23 protein-coding genes and 1 tRNA gene are annotated in these 20,501 nt (G+C 65.8%); 17 read left to right on the plus strand and 7 right to left on the minus strand.

What is annotated here, in order from left to right:
• Positions 1-3: 3 nt before the first annotated feature.
• On the minus strand, positions 4-654 hold the full coding sequence (locus RN01_RS06610) for an MBL fold metallo-hydrolase (protein WP_017510795.1): 651 nt from the start codon (positions 652-654) through the stop codon (positions 4-6).
• 296 nt (positions 655-950) lie between these two features.
• Between RN01_RS06610 and RN01_RS06615 the strand changes: the two genes are divergently transcribed.
• A complete protein-coding gene (locus tag RN01_RS06615; RefSeq protein WP_197067572.1) occupies positions 951-1,706 on the plus strand; it encodes a septal ring lytic transglycosylase RlpA family protein in 756 nt (251 codons plus the stop codon).
• A gap of 84 nt (positions 1,707-1,790) precedes the next feature.
• Here the strand turns inward: RN01_RS06615 and rsmI are convergent, their stop codons facing one another.
• The gene (gene rsmI / locus RN01_RS06620; RefSeq protein ID WP_017510796.1) at positions 1,791-2,690 is read right to left on the minus strand and encodes a 16S rRNA (cytidine(1402)-2'-O)-methyltransferase; all 900 of its coding nucleotides are present in this window, start codon (positions 2,688-2,690) and stop codon (positions 1,791-1,793) included.
• Positions 2,691-2,706: 16 nt separating this feature from the next.
• Here rsmI and RN01_RS06625 point away from each other — a divergent pair, with 16 nt between their 5' ends.
• The 15 genes from RN01_RS06625 (at position 2,707) to RN01_RS06695 (ending at position 13,754) form a co-directional block, all read left to right on the plus strand.
• On the plus strand, positions 2,707-3,147 hold the full coding sequence (locus tag RN01_RS06625; RefSeq protein ID WP_017510797.1) for a YraN family protein: 441 nt from the start codon (positions 2,707-2,709) through the stop codon (positions 3,145-3,147).
• Positions 3,148-3,177: 30 nt separating this feature from the next.
• On the plus strand, positions 3,178-3,765 hold the full coding sequence (locus tag RN01_RS06630; protein ID WP_008646124.1) for a phosphoheptose isomerase: 588 nt from the start codon (positions 3,178-3,180) through the stop codon (positions 3,763-3,765).
• Positions 3,766-3,919: 154 nt separating this feature from the next.
• A complete protein-coding gene (locus RN01_RS06635; RefSeq protein ID WP_024569543.1) occupies positions 3,920-4,774 on the plus strand; it encodes a BON domain-containing protein in 855 nt (284 codons plus the stop codon).
• Positions 4,775-4,779: 5 nt separating this feature from the next.
• Entirely contained in the window at positions 4,780-5,157 is a 378-nt protein-coding gene (locus RN01_RS06640; protein WP_024569542.1) for a c-type cytochrome, read from the plus strand.
• Positions 5,158-5,160: 3 nt separating this feature from the next.
• Positions 5,161-6,441, plus strand: a complete 1,281-nt coding sequence (locus tag RN01_RS06645; RefSeq protein WP_017510798.1) for an NAD(P)/FAD-dependent oxidoreductase — start codon at positions 5,161-5,163, stop codon at positions 6,439-6,441.
• 150 nt (positions 6,442-6,591) lie between these two features.
• On the plus strand, positions 6,592-7,485 hold the full coding sequence (locus RN01_RS06650; RefSeq protein ID WP_017510799.1) for an EamA family transporter: 894 nt from the start codon (positions 6,592-6,594) through the stop codon (positions 7,483-7,485).
• A gap of 277 nt (positions 7,486-7,762) precedes the next feature.
• A complete protein-coding gene (locus RN01_RS06655; protein WP_008646439.1) occupies positions 7,763-8,089 on the plus strand; it encodes a c-type cytochrome in 327 nt (108 codons plus the stop codon).
• A gap of 254 nt (positions 8,090-8,343) precedes the next feature.
• Positions 8,344-8,799 (plus strand): thiosulfate oxidation carrier protein SoxY, encoded by a 456-nt coding sequence (gene soxY, locus RN01_RS06660; RefSeq protein WP_011517858.1) that lies wholly within the window; start codon positions 8,344-8,346, stop codon positions 8,797-8,799.
• 63 nt (positions 8,800-8,862) lie between these two features.
• Positions 8,863-9,174 (plus strand): thiosulfate oxidation carrier complex protein SoxZ, encoded by a 312-nt coding sequence (gene soxZ, locus RN01_RS06665; RefSeq protein WP_008646443.1) that lies wholly within the window; start codon positions 8,863-8,865, stop codon positions 9,172-9,174.
• A gap of 23 nt (positions 9,175-9,197) precedes the next feature.
• Positions 9,198-9,656 (plus strand): DsrE family protein, encoded by a 459-nt coding sequence (locus tag RN01_RS06670; RefSeq protein ID WP_017510800.1) that lies wholly within the window; start codon positions 9,198-9,200, stop codon positions 9,654-9,656.
• Between the two features lie 193 nt (positions 9,657-9,849).
• Positions 9,850-10,674, plus strand: a complete 825-nt coding sequence (soxA, locus tag RN01_RS06675; RefSeq protein ID WP_029700064.1) for a sulfur oxidation c-type cytochrome SoxA — start codon at positions 9,850-9,852, stop codon at positions 10,672-10,674.
• Positions 10,675-10,685: 11 nt separating this feature from the next.
• A complete protein-coding gene (gene soxX / locus RN01_RS06680; protein ID WP_008646446.1) occupies positions 10,686-11,348 on the plus strand; it encodes a sulfur oxidation c-type cytochrome SoxX in 663 nt (220 codons plus the stop codon).
• A gap of 10 nt (positions 11,349-11,358) precedes the next feature.
• Entirely contained in the window at positions 11,359-11,859 is a 501-nt protein-coding gene (locus RN01_RS06685; RefSeq protein ID WP_024569540.1) for a TlpA disulfide reductase family protein, read from the plus strand.
• A gap of 27 nt (positions 11,860-11,886) precedes the next feature.
• A complete protein-coding gene (gene soxB / locus RN01_RS06690) occupies positions 11,887-13,611 on the plus strand; it encodes a thiosulfohydrolase SoxB (protein WP_017513194.1) in 1,725 nt (574 codons plus the stop codon).
• Between the two features lie 67 nt (positions 13,612-13,678).
• Positions 13,679-13,754: transfer RNA gene (locus RN01_RS06695), tRNA-Ala, on the plus strand.
• Between the two features lie 174 nt (positions 13,755-13,928).
• On the opposite strand, the gene RN01_RS06700 is transcribed toward RN01_RS06695, so the two are convergent.
• The 4 genes from RN01_RS06700 to hpnI are packed head-to-tail and all read right to left on the minus strand — an operon-like array spanning position 13,929 to position 18,344.
• The gene (locus RN01_RS06700) at positions 13,929-14,918 is read right to left on the minus strand and encodes a lysylphosphatidylglycerol synthase domain-containing protein (RefSeq protein WP_017513195.1); all 990 of its coding nucleotides are present in this window, start codon (positions 14,916-14,918) and stop codon (positions 13,929-13,931) included.
• Positions 14,915-15,742, minus strand: coding sequence for a hopanoid biosynthesis-associated protein HpnK (hpnK, locus tag RN01_RS06705; RefSeq protein WP_017513196.1), 828 nt, complete (start codon positions 15,740-15,742; stop codon positions 14,915-14,917). Before hpnK ends, RN01_RS06700 begins: the two co-directional genes overlap by 4 nt.
• Positions 15,743-15,747: 5 nt before the next feature.
• A complete protein-coding gene (gene hpnJ, locus RN01_RS06710; RefSeq protein ID WP_017513197.1) occupies positions 15,748-17,169 on the minus strand; it encodes a hopanoid biosynthesis associated radical SAM protein HpnJ in 1,422 nt (473 codons plus the stop codon).
• Entirely contained in the window at positions 17,166-18,344 is a 1,179-nt protein-coding gene (hpnI, locus tag RN01_RS06715; protein ID WP_017513198.1) for a bacteriohopanetetrol glucosamine biosynthesis glycosyltransferase HpnI, read from the minus strand. Before hpnI ends, hpnJ begins: the two co-directional genes overlap by 4 nt.
• Before the next feature lie 302 nt (positions 18,345-18,646).
• On the opposite strand from hpnI, the gene RN01_RS06720 reads away from it, so the two are divergent.
• Positions 18,647-19,612, plus strand: a complete 966-nt coding sequence (locus RN01_RS06720; protein ID WP_024569538.1) for a cation diffusion facilitator family transporter — start codon at positions 18,647-18,649, stop codon at positions 19,610-19,612.
• On the opposite strand, the gene RN01_RS06725 is transcribed toward RN01_RS06720, so the two are convergent.
• Positions 19,604-20,233: a LysE family translocator gene (locus RN01_RS06725; RefSeq protein ID WP_017516035.1), complete on the minus strand. Its 630-nt coding sequence runs from the start codon at positions 20,231-20,233 to the stop codon at positions 19,604-19,606. The genes RN01_RS06720 and RN01_RS06725 overlap by 9 nt on opposite strands.
• Positions 20,234-20,501: the final 268 nt, after the last annotated feature.

The raw sequence follows: 20,501 nt of genomic DNA on the forward strand, positions 1-20,501 counted from the left end.
GGGTCAGGCCACGTCGATCAGGTGATCGGCCACGAACGGATTGTTGCGACGCTCCTCGCCGAACGTGGAGACCGGGCCGTGACCCGGCACGAACGTCACGTCGTCACCCAACGGCCAGAGCCGGGTGCGGATCGAGCGGATCAGATCCGCGTGGTTGCCGCGCGGGAAGTCGGTGCGCCCGATCGAGCCGGCGAACAACACATCGCCGACGATGGCGAGCTTGTTGGGGCGCGAGAAAAACACGACGTGGCCCGGCGTATGGCCCGGGCAGTGATAGACCTCTAGCGTCTCGTTGCCGAACGTGACCGTGTCGCCGTTCTCGAGCCAGCGGTCCGGCTCGAACGCCTCGGGATGCCCAAAGCCGAATCGCCGCGTCTGCTCGGGCAGTTGCTCGATCCAGAAGCGTTCCTCCTGCTGCGGCCCCTCGATCGGAATGCCGAGCTGGCGCGATAGCGTCGCGGCGCCGGCGCAGTGATCGACGTGCCCGTGCGTCAGAAAGATCTTCTCCAGCGTGACGCCTTGCTCCTTGACCGCCGAGAGGATGCGGTCGAGATCGCCACCGGGATCGCAAACGGCCGCGCGCTGCGTGGTCTCGTCGATCAGTAGCGAACAGTTTTGCTGGAAGGGCGTGACGGGGATCAGGAGGGCTTTCATTTGTGCTTGTTGCGGCATATTTTGAGGCTGGACACCCGCCTCGGCAGGTGGGTCATTGTAGCCGCGTCATGCGTGCGTCATCGCTCGGTCATCGACCCCGATACGTGCGATGCCACACAGAAAGTGCAGCATAAGCCGTGCACGCTCCATCGAAAACCCGTCCCGGGGTATCCGGCGCAATCCCTTGCCACGCCGTGGATTGCGGGGAATTGACATCAGTTTAAGCACCTTTTGATTAAGTTTCGTAACAAAATCAAGGCACTAGCTTCAATACGACTCTGTTAGACTGCGCGCCTATGTTTAGCCAGCCCGCACTCCGCCCGGAGTCCGTGCGCACGATAGCGCCCGGCTCCACACGCTTCCTTCGTCAATGCGCGATCATCGTATCGGCGTTGGTGATGGCCGCGTGCGCGACGCCGCCGGGCGGCGACACCGAGAACGCATCGACGCAAGGCGCGATCCCGACCAAGTCCGCACGGTCGAAGTCCGGCACGAACGCGCCGGCGACGGCCAAGTCCGACGATCGCGGTAGCTGGAACCTGTTCGGCCTCGATGAAGGCGCGCCGGCGCAATCGTCGATCGACGGCCTGCGCGCGGACATGGGTACGTTCGAGCAGCGTGGCACGGCATCCTGGTACGGCAAGGGCTTTCACGGCCGCAAGACCGCCAATGGCGAACGCTTCGACATGCGCGCCATGACGGCGGCTCACCCGACCCTGCCGCTAGACAGCTGGGTGCTGGTGCGCAATCTCAGCAACAACAAGGTGGCCGTGGTGCGGATCAACGACCGTGGCCCCTATCATGGCAACCGGATCCTCGACCTGTCGTACGCGGCAGCCAAGCGTCTGAGCTTCGTCAATAGTGGCTCGACCAAGGTGGAAATCCGCCGGCTGTCCCGCACCGAAGTGGCGGCCCTGGGCCCAGAGATCGAGGCGGGTGGCACCGAGGCCGGCGACGGCAGCGGCGCCGACGAGATGCCAGATACCGCCAATGCGCTGGTGCCGGCGAAGTCGAAGGCCAAGAAGTCCACGGTCAAGCGCAAGCGCCCCTGATCCGCGATGCAGGCCGGCCGGATCGATCCTCTCGCTCCCCGCTCAACCGCCCGCCTGCAGCCCCCCTCCCAATTCAGATTTTTCTCACTCAGCACGCTGCGCGAGCGCGAGCTGGTAGAGCGCATCCGTCTTCGCGCCGGTGATCGCGGCCGCCAGTTTTGCGGCGCGCTTGGCTGGCAGCTCGGCCAGCAGCAGCTTCAGCACACGCACGGCCTCGGCATCGGGCGCATCTTCATCGCCCGCTTCCGCCCGACGCACACCTTCCACGACCAGCACGAACTCGCCCTTGCCGCGCGCAGCTTCGCTCGCAAGCCAGGCCGGGGCTTCCGCCACGGTCAGGACGGGCGTCTCCTCGAACAGCTTGGTCAGTTCGCGCCCGATCAGCAGGCGGCGCGTGCCGGGCAGGGCGGCCGCCAGCGCGGCCAGCGTGTCGGCAATGCGGTGCGGTGCTTCGTAGAGGACCCAGGCGTGGTCAAGCGCAGCCAGCCGGGCGATCTCGTCCGCGCGGGCCTTGGGCTTGCCCGGCAGGAATCCGACGAACGTGAAACGGCCTTCGCCAGCCTCGAGCATGTCGCCTGCCACGGACAGCGCCGTGACCGCGGCGCTCGGCCCCGGCAACGGCACCACGCCGAGTCCGGCCGCGCGCACGGCTTCCACCAGCCGAGCGCCCGGGTCAGAAATACCCGGCGTGCCGGCATCGGACACATAGGCGATCCGCTCCCCGGCCCGCAGGCGTTCCACGATACGGACGGCGGCCTCGCGCTCGTTGTGCTCGTGAACGGCGACCAGCGGCCGCTGCAGCCCCACGCGGGTCAGCAGTTGCCCGGTGTTGCGCGTGTCTTCACAGGCGATTGCGTCGGCAAGGCCGAGCACGTGCAGCGCGCGCAGGGACAGGTCGGCGACGTTGCCGATCGGCGTGGCCACCACGTACAGCGTGCCCGGTGGGTAGGTCTGACCGCTTGCCAGCAGGGTCCAGTCACTCATGCTTGGAGAACTTCCGTTGATTCGCTCATTCAAAACCACCACGCCATCCGCGTTGCCGGCGTTGCCGGCATCGTCCACGACGCGGCAAGGCGCGCTGGCCGAGGATCGCGCGCTTGCCTACCTGCAGCGGCAGGGTCTGGTGGCCGTCGAACGCAATTATCGCTGCAAAGGCGGCGAGATCGACCTGATCATGCGCGCCGCTGACGATACGCTGGTTTTCGTCGAGGTGCGCAAGCGCGGCGGACGCGGGTTTGGCGGCGCGGCGGCAAGCATCACGCTGACCAAGCAGCGGCGCGTGCTGCGCGCGGCCAGTCATTACCTTGCCACGCTGGACCGGCTGCCGCCATGCCGGGTGGACGTGGTGGCGCTGGACCCGGGCCGGCTCGAATGGCTGCGGAACGCGTTCGACCTCAGGGCGCTGGATTCCGAGGGCGGCGGCGAGGGGCGTGCGTCATAATGCGCGGGATTGTGCAGAAGTCATCAAGCCATGAGTATTGAAAGTATCGAGCAGCAATTCCTGGACAGTGCCGAGACCAAGCGGATGGCCGCCACGCTGATGGCGCCTCACATTGACGCCGCCGTGGAGCGGATGGTCGCGGCCCTGACCAGCGGCAACAAGATCCTGGCCTGCGGCAACGGCGGCTCGGCCGCGGACGCCCAGCATTTCGCGGCCGAACTGGTCGGCCGGTTCGAGCGCGAGCGCCCGGGCCTGGCAGCCATCGCCCTGACCACGGACAGTTCGATCCTGACGGCGATCGGCAACGACTACGATTTTTCGGTGGTGTTCTCCAAGCAGGTGGAAGCCCTGGGCCAGCCCGGCGACATCCTGCTGGCGCTCTCCACTTCGGGCAATTCGGCCAACGTGATCGCGGCCATCCATGCCGCGCACCAGCGCGACATGAGCGTGGTGGCGCTGACCGGCAAGGGTGGCGGCAAGATCGCCACGGTGCTGGACGAATTCGACATTGACCTGTGCGTGCCGAGCGATCGGACCGCGCGGATCCAGGAAGTGCATCTGCTGACACTGCATTGCCTCTGCGACGGTATCGACGAGGCACTGCTGGGTGAGGCATAAGGACCACGCCAGTGGACGCCCGCGAGTTATCCCGGGTTATTCACAGGCCTGCCCACAACGTATCCACAGGTTTTGCGGCGTCATCCACAGTGATATCCACAGCCGCGCAACCGCCCCGCAAACCGCTGCAACCTGATTTCCTGCAAAGGACCGCATGACGAACGTGACCAAGACCAACCAGAAGAAGACTTCCCCGGCCCGTATCGCACGCACGGCCGTCACCGTGGCCGCACTGATCGTGTCGGCCACGCAGCTCGCCGGCTGCTTCCCCGTGCTGGCCGGCGCGGTCGGCACCGGCGTGGTGATGGCCACCGACCGTCGGCCCACGGGCACGCAGACGATCGACCGTGGCCTGCAGATGGAAATCGACAGCACGCTGAGCTCGCGCTTCAGCGGCGACAAGGCCCGCGTGGAGGCGGCGGTGTTCAACCGCAAGGTGCTGCTGGTGGGCGAAGTCAGCAATGCGGACGTCAAGCAGCAGGTCGAACAGTATGTGCGCGGCCTGCAGAACACGCGTGACGTAGTGAATGAACTCCAGGTCACGGCCTCGCCGGGCTTCATGACGCGCAGCAATGACGCGTACCTGACCAGCAAGGTCAAGACGCTGATGGTGACCGCCGAGGGCGTGCCTGCCAATTCGATCAAGGTCACGACGGACAAGAGCGTGGTCTATCTGCTGGGCATCGTGACCAATGCCGAAGGCGACAAGGCCACGGACGTGGCCCGCAACTCCAGCGGCGTGCAGAAGGTGGTCAAGGCGTTCGACTACATCAGCGAATCCGAGCGTGCCCGTCTGGATGCATTGGGCAGCTCGCAGAACGGCAACACCGGCAGCGAAGCGGTGGGTACGCCGGCGCCGGTCCAGTCGGTGCCGGGTAGCGCACCTAATGCACCCGTGAACTCCGACGCGCCCGCGTCGATGGGCACCTCCGGTGGCGCGACCACGAACCCCGTGGCCGCGCCGGTCTCGTCGCCGGTGGCGCTGCCGCCGGGCCGCAACCTGCCGTAAGCGACATGACGCTCGCGCCGCGGTACCTGAGGGGCGTCGTGGCGGGTTTCTGCGTGGCGCCGGCGCTGGCGCTCGCGCAGCCGGCTTCGGCACCCGCCGGGCCGGCCGAAGCCGGCAAGCTGACCGTGGAGGCGCAGGCGGCCCGCACGATGCAGGGGCGCAATCTCGCCGCGTCCTGCGCGGTCTGCCATGGCACGGACGGCAAGCCGCCCGCGGACAGTCCGATTCCGCGACTGGCGGGCCGGCAGCAGGCCGAGCTCGTCGAGCTGATGTTCAATTTCAAGAACGGCAAGCGCTCCGGGACCGTAATGCCGCAAATCGCCAAGGGCTATAGCGACGCGCAGATCCTCGCGATGGCCGCCTGGTTCGCCGACCAGAAATAGCCCATGCAAAGACGCTCTGTCCTACAGGCCGCCCTGGCCGGTGTCGCGGCCACCACGCTCGGCATGTTGACGCCGCGTCAGGCGCGCGCAGCAACCGCAGCGAAGGTCGTGGTGGTCGGCGGCGGCTTTGGCGGTGCCACGGCCGCACGCTACCTGCGCACCTGGAGTCGCGGTGCTGTCGACGTCACGCTGATCGAACCCGACGAGGCGTTTGTGTCCTGCCCGCTGTCGAATCTCGTTGTCGCCGGCTATCGCCAGATGGCCGACATCACGCTGCCCTACGACACGCTGGTGAGTCGTCACGGGGTGAAGCACGTGCGCGACACGGTCAGGGCGATCGACCCGGCGGCACGCACTGTCCGGCTGGCGGGCGGCGGGACGCTGCCGTATGACCGCCTGATCCTGTCCCCCGGCGTGGAGATGCAGTCCAGCGCGATCCCGGGTCTGGCGCGTCCTGGCGGGGATCAGATCGTGCACGCCTGGAAGGCCGGTCCGCAGACCGACGTGCTGCGCCGCCAGCTTGCGGCGATGCCCGATGGCGGTACGTTCGCGATCACGATCCCGCTGGCGCCATACCGTTGCCCGCCCGGGCCGTACGAGCGGGCCTGCCTGGTTGCCGACTATCTCAAGCAACACAAGCCGCGCAGCAAGGTGCTCGTGCTCGACGCGAACCCGGACATCACGTCGAAGGGCGCGTTGTTCCGCAAGGTATGGGAGACACGCTACAAGGGGATGATCGAGTACCGGCCGCAGTTCGAGACCGTCGACGTCGATCCGGCCACGCGCACGATCCGCTTCGACGTGCAGGACGACGAGCGGGCCGACGTGATCAACCTGCTGCCCCCGCAGCGCGCCGGCGCCATTGCCGTGGCCAGCGGTCTGGCGACGGCCAACGGCCGCTGGTGCGAGGTCGACTTCCTGACCATGGCGTCGACCGTGGCGCCCGACATCCACGTTCTTGGCGACGCCGTCCAGATCGCGCCGCTGATGCCCAAGTCCGGCACGATGGCCAATCAGCACGGCAAGGTGGCCGCCGCCGCGATCCTGCGGCTGCTGGCAGGCCAGGATCCGGACCCAGAGCCGGTCTACACCAACACCTGCTACAGCTTCACGTCGTCGAACGAGGCCATCCACGTGGCTAGCGTGCATCGCTACGATGCCGGCGAGAAAACCATGCTGACCGTGCCGGGGTCCGGCGGGCTGTCCGTCGCGCCAAGCAGGCGGGAAGGTGAGTACGGACTTGCCTGGGCCCACAGCATCTGGGCCGACATGCTGGGCGCCTGACCCACTGACGGAGTGCGGGCTGCCCCACACGCCCCGCTCACCCCACACGCCGCAAAACCGCAGGATCGTGCAACGCCGCGCCGCCACGGGCTGATACGCTAGCCGTGCCGGTCATCCCGCCCCCAGGGATGCGGCGATCCTTTTTCGATCATGCAAGCCAAAGACCGTCTGCTTGCCCTGGCCATCATCGTGGTCTGGGGCGTCAATTTCGTCGTCATCAAGGTCGGCCTTGTCGGCGTGCCGCCAATGCTGCTGGGCGCGCTGCGCTTCTGCCTGGTGGCGTTTCCGGCTGTTTTCTTTATCCCTCGGCCACGCATTCCGCTGCGGATGCTGGTGGCCTACGGCGCCACCATCAGCCTTGGGCAGTTCGTGTTCCTGTTCTACGCGATGGCCGTCGGGATGCCGGCGGGGCTGGCCTCGCTGGTGCTGCAGTCGCAGGTGTTCTTCACCGTGGCCATCGCCGGGTTCTGGCTTGGCGAGCCGGTGCGCTGGCACAACATCGCTGGCATGGCCATCGCCGCCTGCGGGCTCGCCCTGATCGGCAGCGGCGCCGCCCACGGCCCGGGCGGCATGACGCTGGCCGGCTTCCTGCTGACGCTGTGCGCCGCCCTGTGCTGGGCCACGGGCAATATCGTCAGCAAGAAGATTGGGCCGGTGGATCTGCTGGGCCTGGTGGTATGGGGCGCGCTGATCCCGATCGTGCCGTTCGCGCTGCTGTCGCTCTGGTTCGAGGGCCCGGCCCGGATGACGCAGGCGCTGACCCATATCTCCGGCATGGGCGTGTTCGCGGTCTGCTACCTGGCGTTTTGCGCCACGCTGTTTGGCTACACGATGTGGGGCCGCCTGCTGACGCGCTACGCGGCCAGCAAGGTGGCGCCGCTGACGCTGCTGGTGCCGGTGGTCGGCCTGATCTCCGCACACCTGCTGCTGGGCGAAGCATTGGCGCTGACGCAATGGGCTGGCGCACTGGTGGTAATGGCCGGACTGCTGCTCAACGTGTTCGGCGGGCGGCTGTGGGCCGGTCGGATGCTCGCAGGGCGGTGATTTCGAGGGTTAACCCGTATATTTAGCCGCCGTTCCCGCATTTTTGCGCATATGGATATCACGTGCGAATCCGTATCGTTGCCGCATCTTGAGGCAAAATAGCGGACTGGCCGCAACCCGCCCGAGACGCTCTCACCGATCACCCGAGAGGCCCGGAGGCCCAGAGGCCCAAAAGAAGGCCCGCCCAACGGCGGCCAGCGCGTGCCGCGCCGCGGGATCGCCCCCCCAAGCGCGTCCTTGCCGTCCCCACGGCTCAATCAGTTTGGAGCACAACAACATGAAGCAGTTTGTCATCGCCGCCGCTCTCCTGGCCGCCGCCGCATCCGCGCACGCCGTGGACGCCGCCAAGGCCCAGGAAATCGCCAACAAGAACGCCTGCATGGGCTGCCACCAGGTCGACAAGAAGCTGGTCGGCCCGGCGTACAAGGACGTGGCCGCCAAGTACAAGGGCGACAAGACCGCCCTGGCGAAGCTGACCGCGAAGGTCAAGAACGGTGGTTCGGGCGTCTGGGGTCCGGTGCCGATGCCGGCTAACGCCGCTGTCAGCGATGCCGACCTGAAGACGGTCGTGGAGTGGGTGCTGGCTGGCGCCCCGGCCAAGTAAGCGCCGCGACGTCCGCGCGGGCCGTCCGATGTTCCGGCGGCCCGTGCCATTTCCGGCGGTAGGACATCCATCGTGATGACCGGCGAAATACCAAAGCAATGCCGGCGCACTGTTCGCAAGAAGTCGTTTCAGAATGAAGCGAAGCAGTTCTGGCCAGCCACGCGGCTGCAGACAGTGGAACGAGCGCCAGAATCATTTTGAAACGGCTTCCAGGGAAACCGGGTAAGCAAGGCAAGTACAGGAAATACAGCAACATGAATGCGAAACGACGAGACGTGCTGCGGATGACCGCTGTGCTGTCGCTGATGGCCGCCACCGGCCTGATCAGCGAGGCGCAGGCCGCGGAGTGGAACAAGACGGCCTTCGACGGCAAGAGCGTGGCCGACGTGATCAAGGCACTGGGCGGCAGCGGTACCGAGAAGAGCTCGGCCATCACCTTCATCGCACCGGACATCGCCGAGAACGGCGCCGTGGTGCCGGTGGCCGTGACCAGCAACATCCCCGATACCGAGCAGATCGCTATCCTGGTGGAAAAGAACCCGAACACGCTGGCCGCCGATTTCACGATTCCGGCCGGCACCGAGCCGTTCGTCTCCACGCGCGTGAAGATGGGCCAGACCTCGGTCGTCCACGCCGCGGTCAAGGCTGGCGGCAAGTGGTACGTGGCATCGAAGGAAATCAAGGTCACGCTGGGCGGCTGCGGCGGCTGACGCCCGATCGTTCAGACGAGAACACGGACCAGATTTCCAGATTACTGCTGACAGGAGAAGCACATGGCAGACCCGATGCGCGTTCGCGCCACCGAAAACGGCGGCGTGGTTGACGTCAAGATTCTGATGAAGCACGACATGGAGACCGGCCAGCGCAAAGACGCTTCCGGCAAGACGATTCCGGCCTGGCATATCCAGACCGTGATCGCCACGTGCAAGGGCAAGGAAGTGTTCCACGCCCAGTTCGGCCCGGCCGTATCGAAGGATCCGTTCCTGAACTTCAAGTTCAAGGGCGGTGCCAAGGGCGACAAGGTCACCGTGACCTGGGTCGACAACCGCGGCGACAAGCGTACCGACGAAGCCACCATCGCCTGACCAGGGCGAAGCGAGGAAGCACCATGCGGCGAGCATTCTTTCGGGCCACGGCGGCGCTGGCCGCCATCGGCCTCACCGCCAAGGCAGCGGCACAGGAGAAGGCTTCCATGCCTATCCTGGGCAAGGGCCGCGTCAAGGTCGTCTATCAGTTGTCAGAGGGCATCGATCAGGCCGTGCGTGCCATGGCCAATCTGCGCAATCACCTGAACGCCGCGCCGGATACGAAGATCGTTGTCGTGGCGTTCGGCTACGGCATCGACTTCCTGGTGGAAGGCGCCAAGGATTCGCGCGGCAACACGTTCGAAGCCCCGGTGGCCGCGCTGGCGTCGTCGGGCGTGGAGTTTCGCGTTTGCCACAACACGCTTGCTGCCCGCCACATTTCCGAGCAGAACCTGCTGATGGATGCCAAGGTGGTGCCCGCCGGTGTGGTGGAAGTGGCACGCCTGCAGTTCGACGAAGGCTACGCTTACCTCAAGCCCTGATGTGTCCGCGAGGCGTTCTCCGCTGCAAGCGCGAGCGCCGAGCGCGATTTCCGGAAGTCCGGCCATGAGCCCCTGGGCCGGACCCGCATAGCAAGCCGTCCGCCGCCCGACCATGTGGCGAGATGGCGAGGAGAACGCCCCGATGGTTTCCCCGCGCAATACCCGCCGCAATACCCGCTGCAGTCCCCGCCGCATGTACCGCGCCGCTCCTGCCATTCTGGCCGTGGCCGCCGCCGTCACGGCGATCGCCACCACGCTCTCCGCGCCCGCGCTGGCGCAGGGCAGCACCGCCGAAGAACTCGCCAAGTACCGTCAGATGCTGGCCGAAGGCAATCCCGCAGAACTATGGGAAGCCGCCGGCGAGGAACTGTGGAAAAAGCCGGCCGGCCCGAAGAACGTCTCGCTCGAACAGTGCGACCTGGGCAAGGGCCCGGGCGTGACCAAGGGCGCTTACGCCGAACTGCCGCGCTACTTCAAGGACACCAACAAGGTCATGGACCTGGAGCAGCGCCTGGCTTACTGCCGCGTGACGCTGCAGGGCCTGACACAGGAAGAGGCGACGAAGAACCCGTTCTCGTCGCAGGGCAAGCCGTCCGACATCGAACGCCTGGCTGCCTACCTGACCGGCGAATCGCGCGGCGTGAAGATGAACGTCCAGCTCACGCACCCCGAGGAAAAGCGGGTCTACGCGCTGGGCCAGAAGATGTTCTTCTATCGTGGCGGCGCGTATGACTTCGCCTGCGCCACCTGCCATGCCGTGGATGGCCAGCGCATCCGCCTGCAGGACCTCCCGAACCTGCTGACGTCGAAGGGCGCCGAGGCCGCGTACACCACGTGGCCCGCCTACCGCGTCTCGCAGGGCGAGGTCCGCACGATGCAGCACCGGCTTTACGACTGCCTGCGCCAGCAGCGCTTCCCCGAACCGGCCTATGGTTCCGACGTGATTACCGCCCTGACGATGTTCCTGGCGAAGAACGCCAACGGCGGCACGTACGACGGCCCGAACATGAAGCGCTAGGAGACCACGACATGAACAAACTCCATACGATGGCGCTGGTCGCCATGGTGGCGCTCTCGGCTGCCGGCACGCAGGCGCTGGCGCAGACGGCGGCAAAAGGTACGACGAAGGGCGCGAACGCAAAGGTCACTGACGCCGACGTGCGCCAGATGATCGAATCGTCCTTCACGTCCAAGGGACCCGCCACGGTCGAGGGTGTGTTGAACCAGGATGCCACGCAGAAGGCATGCAGCCAGTACCCTGATCGCAGCAAGGTGCCGGCCGCCGTGGCGAAGAAGGTCGAAGCCGCCGAGCTGAAGCAGGTGAAGTATCCCGCCGACAACAACTGGATTGGCGACTGGAAGGAAGGCGAGAAGATCGCGCAGAACGGCCGGGGCATGCAGTTCACCGACGCGGTGGGCGGCACCAACGGCGGCAACTGCTACGCCTGCCACCAGCTGACCAAGGCCGAGATTTCGTTCGGCAATATCGGGCCGTCGCTTTACCAGTACGGAAAGCTGCGCGGCAACTCGCAGGAAGTGGTTCGCTACACGTGGGGCAAGATCTGGGATTCGAACGCGTTCAGCGCCTGTTCCAACATGCCGCGCTTCGGCCACAAGGGCATCCTGACCGAGCAGCAGATCCGCGACGTGATGGCGCTGCTGCTCGATCCGGCATCGCCGGTCAATCAGTAAGGGGCGCATGATGCGGGCTCGGCGCGTCGTGGTCGCATGGATGCTCGCGCTGGCCGCGGCGTTTGGCGCGGCAGCGCAGTTGGCTCAGGCCGCGGAAGTCGGCGACGTGATCCACCTGCCCGACGTGAAGCTGCTCGACGGCCGCACCGTACCTGCCTCGCAGTGGGCCGGCAAGCCACTGGTCGTCGAGATCTGGGCATCGTGGTGTCCGTTCTGCGCGCTGCAGAACCCGCGCCTGCAGGCCCTGTACGACAAGACGCGCGGCACGCCGCTGCAGGTGCTGACGATCAGCATCGACAAGCACCCGCATGAAGCAGTGGCGTACCTGAAACAGCGCGGCTACACCTTCCCCGCGACGATGGATTCCGATGCCTTGCGCCACGCCTTCGGCAAGCGCAAGGGGCTGCCGGAACTGTACGTGCTGGACGGGCAGGGCCGCGTGGTGCAGAAGGAAGTGGGCGAGATGCTCGACGACGACGTCGCCGCCCTGGCGCGCTATGGCAAACGCTGAGCGCGCACGACTCGGACGGAAATCAGTATGAATCGACGCGAGTTCCTGCAGGTGCTGGCGGTGGCCGGCGCCGGCGGCATGGCTTTCCCGGGCGGCGACGCACAGGCTGCGCGCGCCGCGCAACAGTTCTACGACGTGCCGCGCTTCGGCAACGTCCACCTGCTGCACTTCACCGATTGCCACGCGCAACTGCGCCCGGTGCATTTTCGCGAACCCAGTGTGAACCTGGGCGTGGCGGAGTGGGCAGGCAAGCCGCCGCATCTGGTGGGTCAGGCCTTCCTGCGCGAGTACGGCATCCGCCCCGGCACCCCTGAAGCGCACGCGTTCACCTGCCTCGATTTCACCGAAGCCGCGCGCCGCTACGGCAAGGTGGGCGGGTTTGCCCATCTCTCTACGCTGATCCAGCGCATGAAGGCCAGCCGGCCCGGCGCGTTGCTGCTCGATGGCGGCGATACCTGGCAGGGCTCGGCCACGGCGCTGTGGACCAAGGGCCAGGACATGGTCGACGCGGCGCTGCAACTGGGCGTCGACGTGATGACGCCGCACTGGGAAATGACGCTCGGCGCCGAGCGCGTGAAGCAGATCGTCGACAACGACTTCAAGGGCCGCGTCTCGTTCCTGGCGCAGAACATCAAGACCAACGACTTCGGCGATCCGGTCTTCGACCCGTACGTGATCCGCGACATGAACGGCGTGGCCGTGGCGATCATCGGGCAGGCCTTCCCGTACACGCCGATCGCCAATCCGCGCTACTTCGTGCCGGACTGGACCTTCGGCATCCAGGAAGAAAACCTCCAGCAGGTGATCGACGATGCGCGCGCCAAGGGCGCGGAGGTAGTGGTTCTGCTGTCCCACAACGGCATGGACGTCGACCTCAAACTCGCCTCGCGCGTGCGCGGCCTCGACGCGATCCTCGGCGGCCACACGCATGACGGCGTGCCCAAGCCAGTGCAAGTCAGGAATTCGGGCGGTGTGACGCTCGTGACCAACGCGGGCTCCAACGGCAAGTTCCTCGGCGTGCTCGACTTCGACGTCCGCAACGGCAAGGTGGCCGACTTCCGCTACAGACTGCTGCCGGTCTTCGCGGACTACCTGCCGGCCGACCCCGCGATGGAGGCACTGATTACCAAGGTGCGTGCCCCGTACGAGTCCAGGCTCAGCGAGGTACTGGCGATCAACCGCGGCCTGCTGTACCGCCGCGGCAACTTCAACGGCACCTTCGACCAGCTCATCCTGGACGGCCTGATGGCCGTCCAGGACGCCGAGATCGCGTTCTCGCCCGGTTTCCGCTGGGGCACCACGCTGCTGCCCGGCGAGAACATCACGATGGAAGCCCTGATGGACCAGACGGCCGTTACGTACCCGTACACGACGGTGACGCCGATGACCGCCGAAACCATCAAGACCATCCTCGAGGACGTGGCCGATAACCTGTTCAACCCCGATCCCTACTACCAGCAGGGCGGCGACATGGTGCGCGTGGGCGGGCTGCAATACACGATCGACCCCAACCAGCCGATCGGCAAGCGGATCAACGACATGCGGCTGGGCGGCAAGCCGCTGGAAACCGGCAAGACCTACAAGGTGGCCGGCTGGGCCCCGGTATCAGAAGAAGCCCGCCAGGCGGGTGGGGCGCCAATTTGGGATGTGATGGCCCAGTGGCTGCGGACAAACAAGGAAGTCAGCGCTCGCCCACTGAACCTGCCGACCGTGCGCGGCATGAGCGGCAACCCGGGAATAACGACCGCCTGACATCGACGCAACGGTTGCGCCAATGCGATTGAAAGGCCGCCTGAAGGCAGCTACAATCATCCGCTACGGGCCGATAGCTCAGCTGGGAGAGCGCTGCGTTCGCAATGCAGAGGTCGGGAGTTCGATCCTCCTTCGGTCCACCAAATGCAAAAGGGGCTTGGCAAATTGCCAAGCCCCTTTTTCTATTTCCGGCATCGAAAAAACAAAATACGGCTCACCCTGCCAGGCAGTACCAAGTCAATCTGCAATCTCCCCGATACGTGCCGGCCAGCTGCCATCGTCAAGGACGATCCCAGTGCATCGGCTAGCCGGGCGATTCAACCGGCGACCCGCCGCCGCATCTGCCGCCACTCCACCCACTGCCACGACAGCAGCGCCGGCACCCCGAACAGGACTTCGCGCGCGCGCTTGACCAGCGCGAGCGCGAGCGAGGTCTGCGGGTCGATGCCGAAGCTGGTGCCCAGCAGCACGATCACCGCCTCCTGCACTCCCAGCCCCGCCGGGATGAAGAACGCCACCTGGCGTGCGGCGAGCGTCAGGGCCTCGATGGCCAATGCCTCGCCGAAGCTCACCGGGTGGCCGAGCAGCGATAGTCCCCACCAGACTTCGAGCGTGCCGACGACCAGCCCGGTCATCTGCCAGATCAGCGTGCGCACCAGCACGCCGTAGTGGCGGCACAGCGCGCGAATCTGCGCATCGAGGCGGGCGCCGTCGATCAGCGCGGCGAGCTTGTGGTCGTCGCCGAGCATCCGCTGCGCGAACGATTCGAGCCGGGTGAACCATGCGCCGTGGCGCAGCGCGTAGGCGAATAGCGCGGGGATCGGCAGTGACAGCAGCAGGCCGATGGCCACCAGCAGGCCGTGGTCGCTGGCCTGCGTGATCGATATCAGCAGCAGCACCCCGGCCAGTGCGAACAGGTAGTGCGAGAACATCGTCACCATCACCTCGATGACGATGCTTGCCGAGACCGCCGTACTGTCGGGCACGCGCCGCCACGCGAGGCGGATGCCGACGAGTTCGCCGCCGATGCCGGCCGTGGGCAGCAGCCGGGTCACGGCTTCGCGCACCGTCGCCACCCAGAGCAGGAAGCCCGTGCCGGCGTGTTTCTCGGGATCGGCGGGCGCCAGCAGCACACGCCAGCCGTAGGCGTCGAACCAGAGCGCGATGAGGTGGATCGGCACCAGCCACAGCAGCGGCCATCCGGCCTGCTCGAGGATGTGTGCCACATCGGCAATGCCTTCCATGGCCACGACGGCCGTCAGGATCAGCAAACCAGCCAGTGCACCCAGCAGGGCGAAGCGTTTCATCGAAGTCCAGCGTGAAGATCAGTGAAGCCACCGCGACGCGGGGCGAAGCGGTCCGCAGCGGCGCGCACGCGCGGGGAGAGCAGCGCGGCGAGTTCATCCGCGTGCCGGTAGCCGGTCATCGATGCGCCCACTTCGGCACCCGATGTCACGGCGGGATGCAGATACATCTCGACCACGCCGCGCGGCAGTTGCTCGAACGCCGCCAGCAACGTGGCTTCGTCCATTGCGCCGGTGCCGGACAGCCCAAGCACATAGTCGTTGTAAGCAATGCCCGCGCGTTGCAGGCGTGCGCGCAGCAGCGCGAGCCAGGGGCGCAGCAGCAGCGGTCCGCCGGCCTCGCGCGGTAGTCGCACGGCGCGCATGCCGTAGCTGCGTCCGATGCTCAGGATCAACGACAGCACGGTCGGATGCAGATGGAAATGCTTGTGCGCGTTGACGTGATCGAGCGGCAGGCCGGTGGCGGCGAAAGCCTCGAACTGCGCGCGGATCTCGGCAGCCAGTTGCGCGCGCACACGCGGCAGGAAGAAGAAGCGGAAGCCGTCCCGCACCATCGCGCTGCCAAAGCCGCCGCTGGCGTCAACCAGATCCGGGATCTGATCGCACGGCAGCGTGGCAACGCCATCGGCCAGCACCAGATGCAGGCCGACGCGCAGCCCGGGTAGCCGGCGCGCGCGTTCCACCGCGTCGGCGGCGGCCGGCGCGCTGACCATCAGGCTGGCGGCGTTCAGGATGCCCTGGCAGTGCGCGCGCTCCACGGCTTCGTTGATGTCGTGGTGAAGGCCGAAGTCATCGGCGGTGACGATCAGCAACTGGCCGTGGGTCATGCGGGTCAGGCCTCGTGCGAGCGGAGGAAGCGGAAGAACTCCACACCTTCGCGCAGCCGGCGCTTGGTCATGTTCCAGCTACCTGCCATTTCCCGCACGATCTCCCAGATCTTGCTGGGCCGGAAATAGAAGCGTTTGTAGAACGTTTCCACGCCGTGATAGATCTCCTCGCGGCTCAGGTGCGGATAGCTGATCGCGGCCAGTTGCACGCCGCTGTCGTTGACCAGGTGGATGACCTTGTTCTCCTCCAGCCAGCCGTTGTCCACGGCCTGCTTGTAGAGCGTGGTGCCGGGATACGGCGCGGCCAGCGAGACCTGAATCGTGTGCGGATTGATTTCCTTGGCGTACTCGATCGTCTTCTCGATCGTGTCGCGCGTCTCGCCGGGCAGGCCCAGGATGAACGTACCGTGGATCTGGATGCCGAGCTTGCGGCAATCCTCGGTGAAGCGGCGCGCGATGTCGGTGCGCAGGCCTTTCTTGATGTTGAGCAGAATCTGGTCGTCGCCCGACTCGTAGCCCACCAGCAGCAGGCGCAGCCCGTTCTCCTTCATTATCTTGAGCGTGTTGTACGGCACGTTGGCCTTGGCGTTGCACGACCAGGGCAGGCCGATCTCGCCCAGCCCGCGCGCGATCTCTTCCACACGCGGCTTGAAGTCGGTGAACGTGTCGTCGTCGAACATGATTTCGCGCACTTCAGGCATGTTCTCCTTGATCCATTTCACCTCGTCGATCACGCTCTGCGCAGACCGCGTGCGATAGCGATGACCGCCGACCGTCTGCGGCCACAGGCAGAACGTGCAGCGAGAGCGGCATCCGCGCCCCGTGTAGATCGACACGTACGGGTGCATCAGGTAGCCGATGAAGTAATTCTGGATCTTCAGGTCGCGCTTGTAGACCGGGGCGACGAACGGCAACTCGTCCATGTTCTCGATCATCGGACGCGCCGGGTTGTGTTCGATCGTGCCATCGGGCAGGCGATAGCTGAGCCCGGCAATGCCTGCCAGGGGCTTGCCGGCGGCAACGTCCTGGCACGTGTAGTCGAATTCCTCGCGGCAGACGAAATCAATCACCTCGGTGGCGCTGAGCGTGCCGCCCGGATCCACCGCCGCCTTGGCGCCGACCATGCCGATCATGATGTCCGGGCGCCGCTCCTTGAGCTGCTCGGCAAAGCGCGCATCGGTCGGGAAGGACGGCGTGCTCGTGTGGATGATGACAAGGTCGTAGTCCACCGCGATATTGAGCGTCTGTTCCACGCCGAGTCCATCCGCCGGCGCATCGAGCACACGGCTGTCCGGCACCAGCGCGGCAGGCTGTGCGAGCCAGGTCGGATACCAGAACGACTTGATCTCGCGTTTGGCCTGGTAGCGTGATCCTGCGCCACCGTCAAAGCCGTCGTACGAAGGGGCCTGAAGAAAGAGCGTTTTCATCGGGGGCTATCCTGAGCGTGAGGCGTGGTCGAATAAAGAGGCTTGGGCAACGCGGGCCGGCTGCCCGGCTGCGGTGTGGAATGGGTGGGTGGCGCGTCGGTAGTCGTCATCACATGGCCGCGCCAGTGCACACGGCCACCGCCGAGTGCGGCAGCCCATTCCACCAGCAACAATGCATCGCGCAGTGGCGCGCGTAGCGCGGCGCCGATGCTGCCGGCGGTCACGCTGCGCGCGAGCGCGCCGACGAGCGCGATGGCCAGCACCGGAAGGTGCGGCGCGAGCAGGCAGCCGAGCACCAGCATCGGCCAGGTGCAGGTCAGGAACGTGAAGAAGAAGCCGGACGCGTTCAGGGACCGGATCGTGCGAAGCCAGCGCAGCTCATGGCGCCACAAGGCGCGCAGGCTGGTCTCGGTGACGTCGGTTTCCACCACGACATCCGACAGCACGGTCTTCCATCCCGATTGCCGGGTCAGCTCGCCCAGCCAGTAGTCGTCCGCCAGCCGGTTCGCCAGCGCCCGAAACCCGCCGATCGCGTTGAGGGTGTCGCGGCGCAACGCGATCGTCGCGCCAAAGGCAAAGCGCCGCGACCCGCCCGCGTGGGCCACGCGGACCGACGGCGCGAACCATTCGTTGATGAAGGCGGCACCCAGCCGCGACCAGATGCCGTCGACGGGACGGCCCCGATACAGGCATGTGACGACGCCGACATGCGGATCGCTGAGCGGTCCCGCCAGTCGGCGCAGGTAGTCGGGCGGCACGGCGATGTCGCTATCCGCGATCACCAGATGGGCGTGACGCGCCGCGCGGTACAGATTGATCAGGTTGCTGACCTTCGGATTGCGCCCATGCGTGCGCGCATCGACGATCAACACGATGTCGCGTTCCGGGAATGCCTTGCGCAGACGGTTCACGACGGTGATCGCCGGATCGTCATAGGCGCAAACGCCGAAAACAAGCTGGTAGTCGGGATAGTCCTGCCGGCACAGGCCGGCCAGGTTTTCGTAGAGATGAGGTTCGGCGCCGCATAGCGGCTTGAGCACGCTGACCGGTGCCAGGTGTGATGGCGTTGCGGTCTGTGCAGGGCGTTTACGGCTGACACACGCGGCCACAACGGCGTAGACCGTGGCGGCCTCCACCATCAACTGTCCCACTGCAGCGGTCCAGATGGCACTCATGTCTGCCCCTTATCGCACGCGACCAAGCATCACTGCATCACCGAAATTCTTGTGAGCACACCGTGAACTGCATCAGGCCTGAAACAAAGGCGTGGACGTATTATTGCCGTCATACGCGCGTTGCGCCACAACTGGCTGTCATCGTTCACCCCGACGCGGTTTACCTGCATCCACTTTGCATCTTCGGGATTAATCCTGGATTAATGGCTTACCATTTCAGACCACTGTCACCGTGATGTAAAAGTGCTACCGTATGCACGTATTGCTCACCTGCCATTTCGATCCCGATTTCCCTGAACACCATGCGCGATAGTTCCATCGCTGACGATTCCCTGGCCCCTGAAGTCGCCCAGCACGACGAAGCCGCGCGGGCGCGCCATCTGGCAGGCCGACGCAGCACGATGGTCAGTGTCTACGTCAATATCGCACTGAGCATTGCGCAAGCCGTGATCGGGATCATTGCGGGGTCACAGGCGCTAGTTGCGGATGCACTCCATTCGCTTTCCGATCTGATATCCGATTTCGTGGTGTTGTTTGCAGGACACCATAGCCGCAAGGATGCCGATACCGATCACCCGTATGGGCACCAGCGTTTCGAGACTGCTGCCTCACTGGCGATCGGCGCGTTGCTGCTGGCGGTGGGTGTCGGGATGCTGTGGGCGGCCGTCGGCAAGATCCAACACCCGAACGGCGTACAACCGGTGCAGACCATTGCCATCTGGATGGCGCTTGGCGCGCTGGTGGCCAAGGAGTTGCTGTTCCGCTACATGCTGCGCGTGGCCGAACGGATCCGGTCGAGCATGCTCGTGGCCAACGCGTGGCACGCACGATCCGATGCCGCATCGTCACTGGTGGTGGCGCTGGGTGTTGGTGGCAACCTGCTTGGCTATCACGTGCTCGACCCCGTGGCGGCGATCGTGGTCGGCTTGATGGTGTCGCGAACGGGCCTGAAGTTCGGCTGGGACGCGCTGAGCGACCTGATGGACCGCGCCGCGGACGAAGACACCGTGGCAGCGCTACGCGCAGCCATGCTCGAAACGCCGGGCGTGCTCGGATTGCATGACCTGAAGACGCGCAAGATGGGCGACATGATCCTGGTGGATGTCCATCTGGAGATCCAGGCCGACCTGACCGTCGAGCAGGGCCACGCGATTGCCACGGAGGCCGCGCGTCGTGCCATGGCGCGCAACGACGTCCTCAACGTGATGACCCATGTGGACCCGGTAAAGGTGACCGGAGTGAGCGGCGAGAGCCGCCGCTCAGCGTAGCTCGCTGCGGCGGTACAGGCTCAGACCCACGGCCAGGAACGCCAGTATCCCGGCGCAGCCCCGGTTGACCCAGCGCACGGCGCGCGCCGACATCGTCCGCATGGCGTGCTGCCCGCCAAAGGCGTAGATCATCATCATCAGGATGTCCAGGATGGCGGCCACCACGGCCAGGATCGTGTATTGCAGCGCCACCGGCTTGTCCGGGTGGATGAACTGCGGCACGAAGGCCGACGTGAACAGCAGCGTCTTCGGATTGGACAGCGCCACGAACAATGCGCGCAGGAAGGCCGCCCAGCCATTGACCGACGCCTCGCCGGACGAGACCGTCAGCGCCTGCACCGGCGCCCGCCACAGCCCCCACGCCAGATAGAGCAGGTACGCGGCACCGATCCACTTGATCACCGCGAACATCTGCTCGGACGCCAGCAGCACGGCGCCAAGCCCGCAACCCACCGCACCGATCAGGATCAGGTCCGCCAGCGCCGCGCCGGCGATGCCACAGGCTGCCACCCGCATGCCGCGCGTGGCCCCGTTGCTCAGGGCCAGCAGCATCGTCGGGCCGGGCGTCACCACCACGGCGCCAACGGCAATCATGTACAGGAACAGGGTAGTGGCATCCATCGGCAGCATCCTTGGCGGTGGTCCCTCACCATGCGCGGCCTGTGGACAAATTGGCGGTTGACCTGGGGACAACCGGGTGAACAGCCTGTGGTCCGGCTGGGGGTCGCATGTGGGGCGTATACGAACAACTTGGCAAGCTTACCGCTTTCCGCCGGCGGAAGGAAAACTTGTCCACCCGTATCCACGTATACATAACCCGCTTGCCCTAAGGGTTCTGGCAAACGTAAACCATTGATGCGGCAAGAGATAAGCCGGTTATCCACGCTGA

The sequence above is a fragment of the Cupriavidus sp. SHE genome, assembly GCF_000812445.1.
Taxonomy (GTDB): domain Bacteria; phylum Pseudomonadota; class Gammaproteobacteria; order Burkholderiales; family Burkholderiaceae; genus Cupriavidus; species Cupriavidus metallidurans.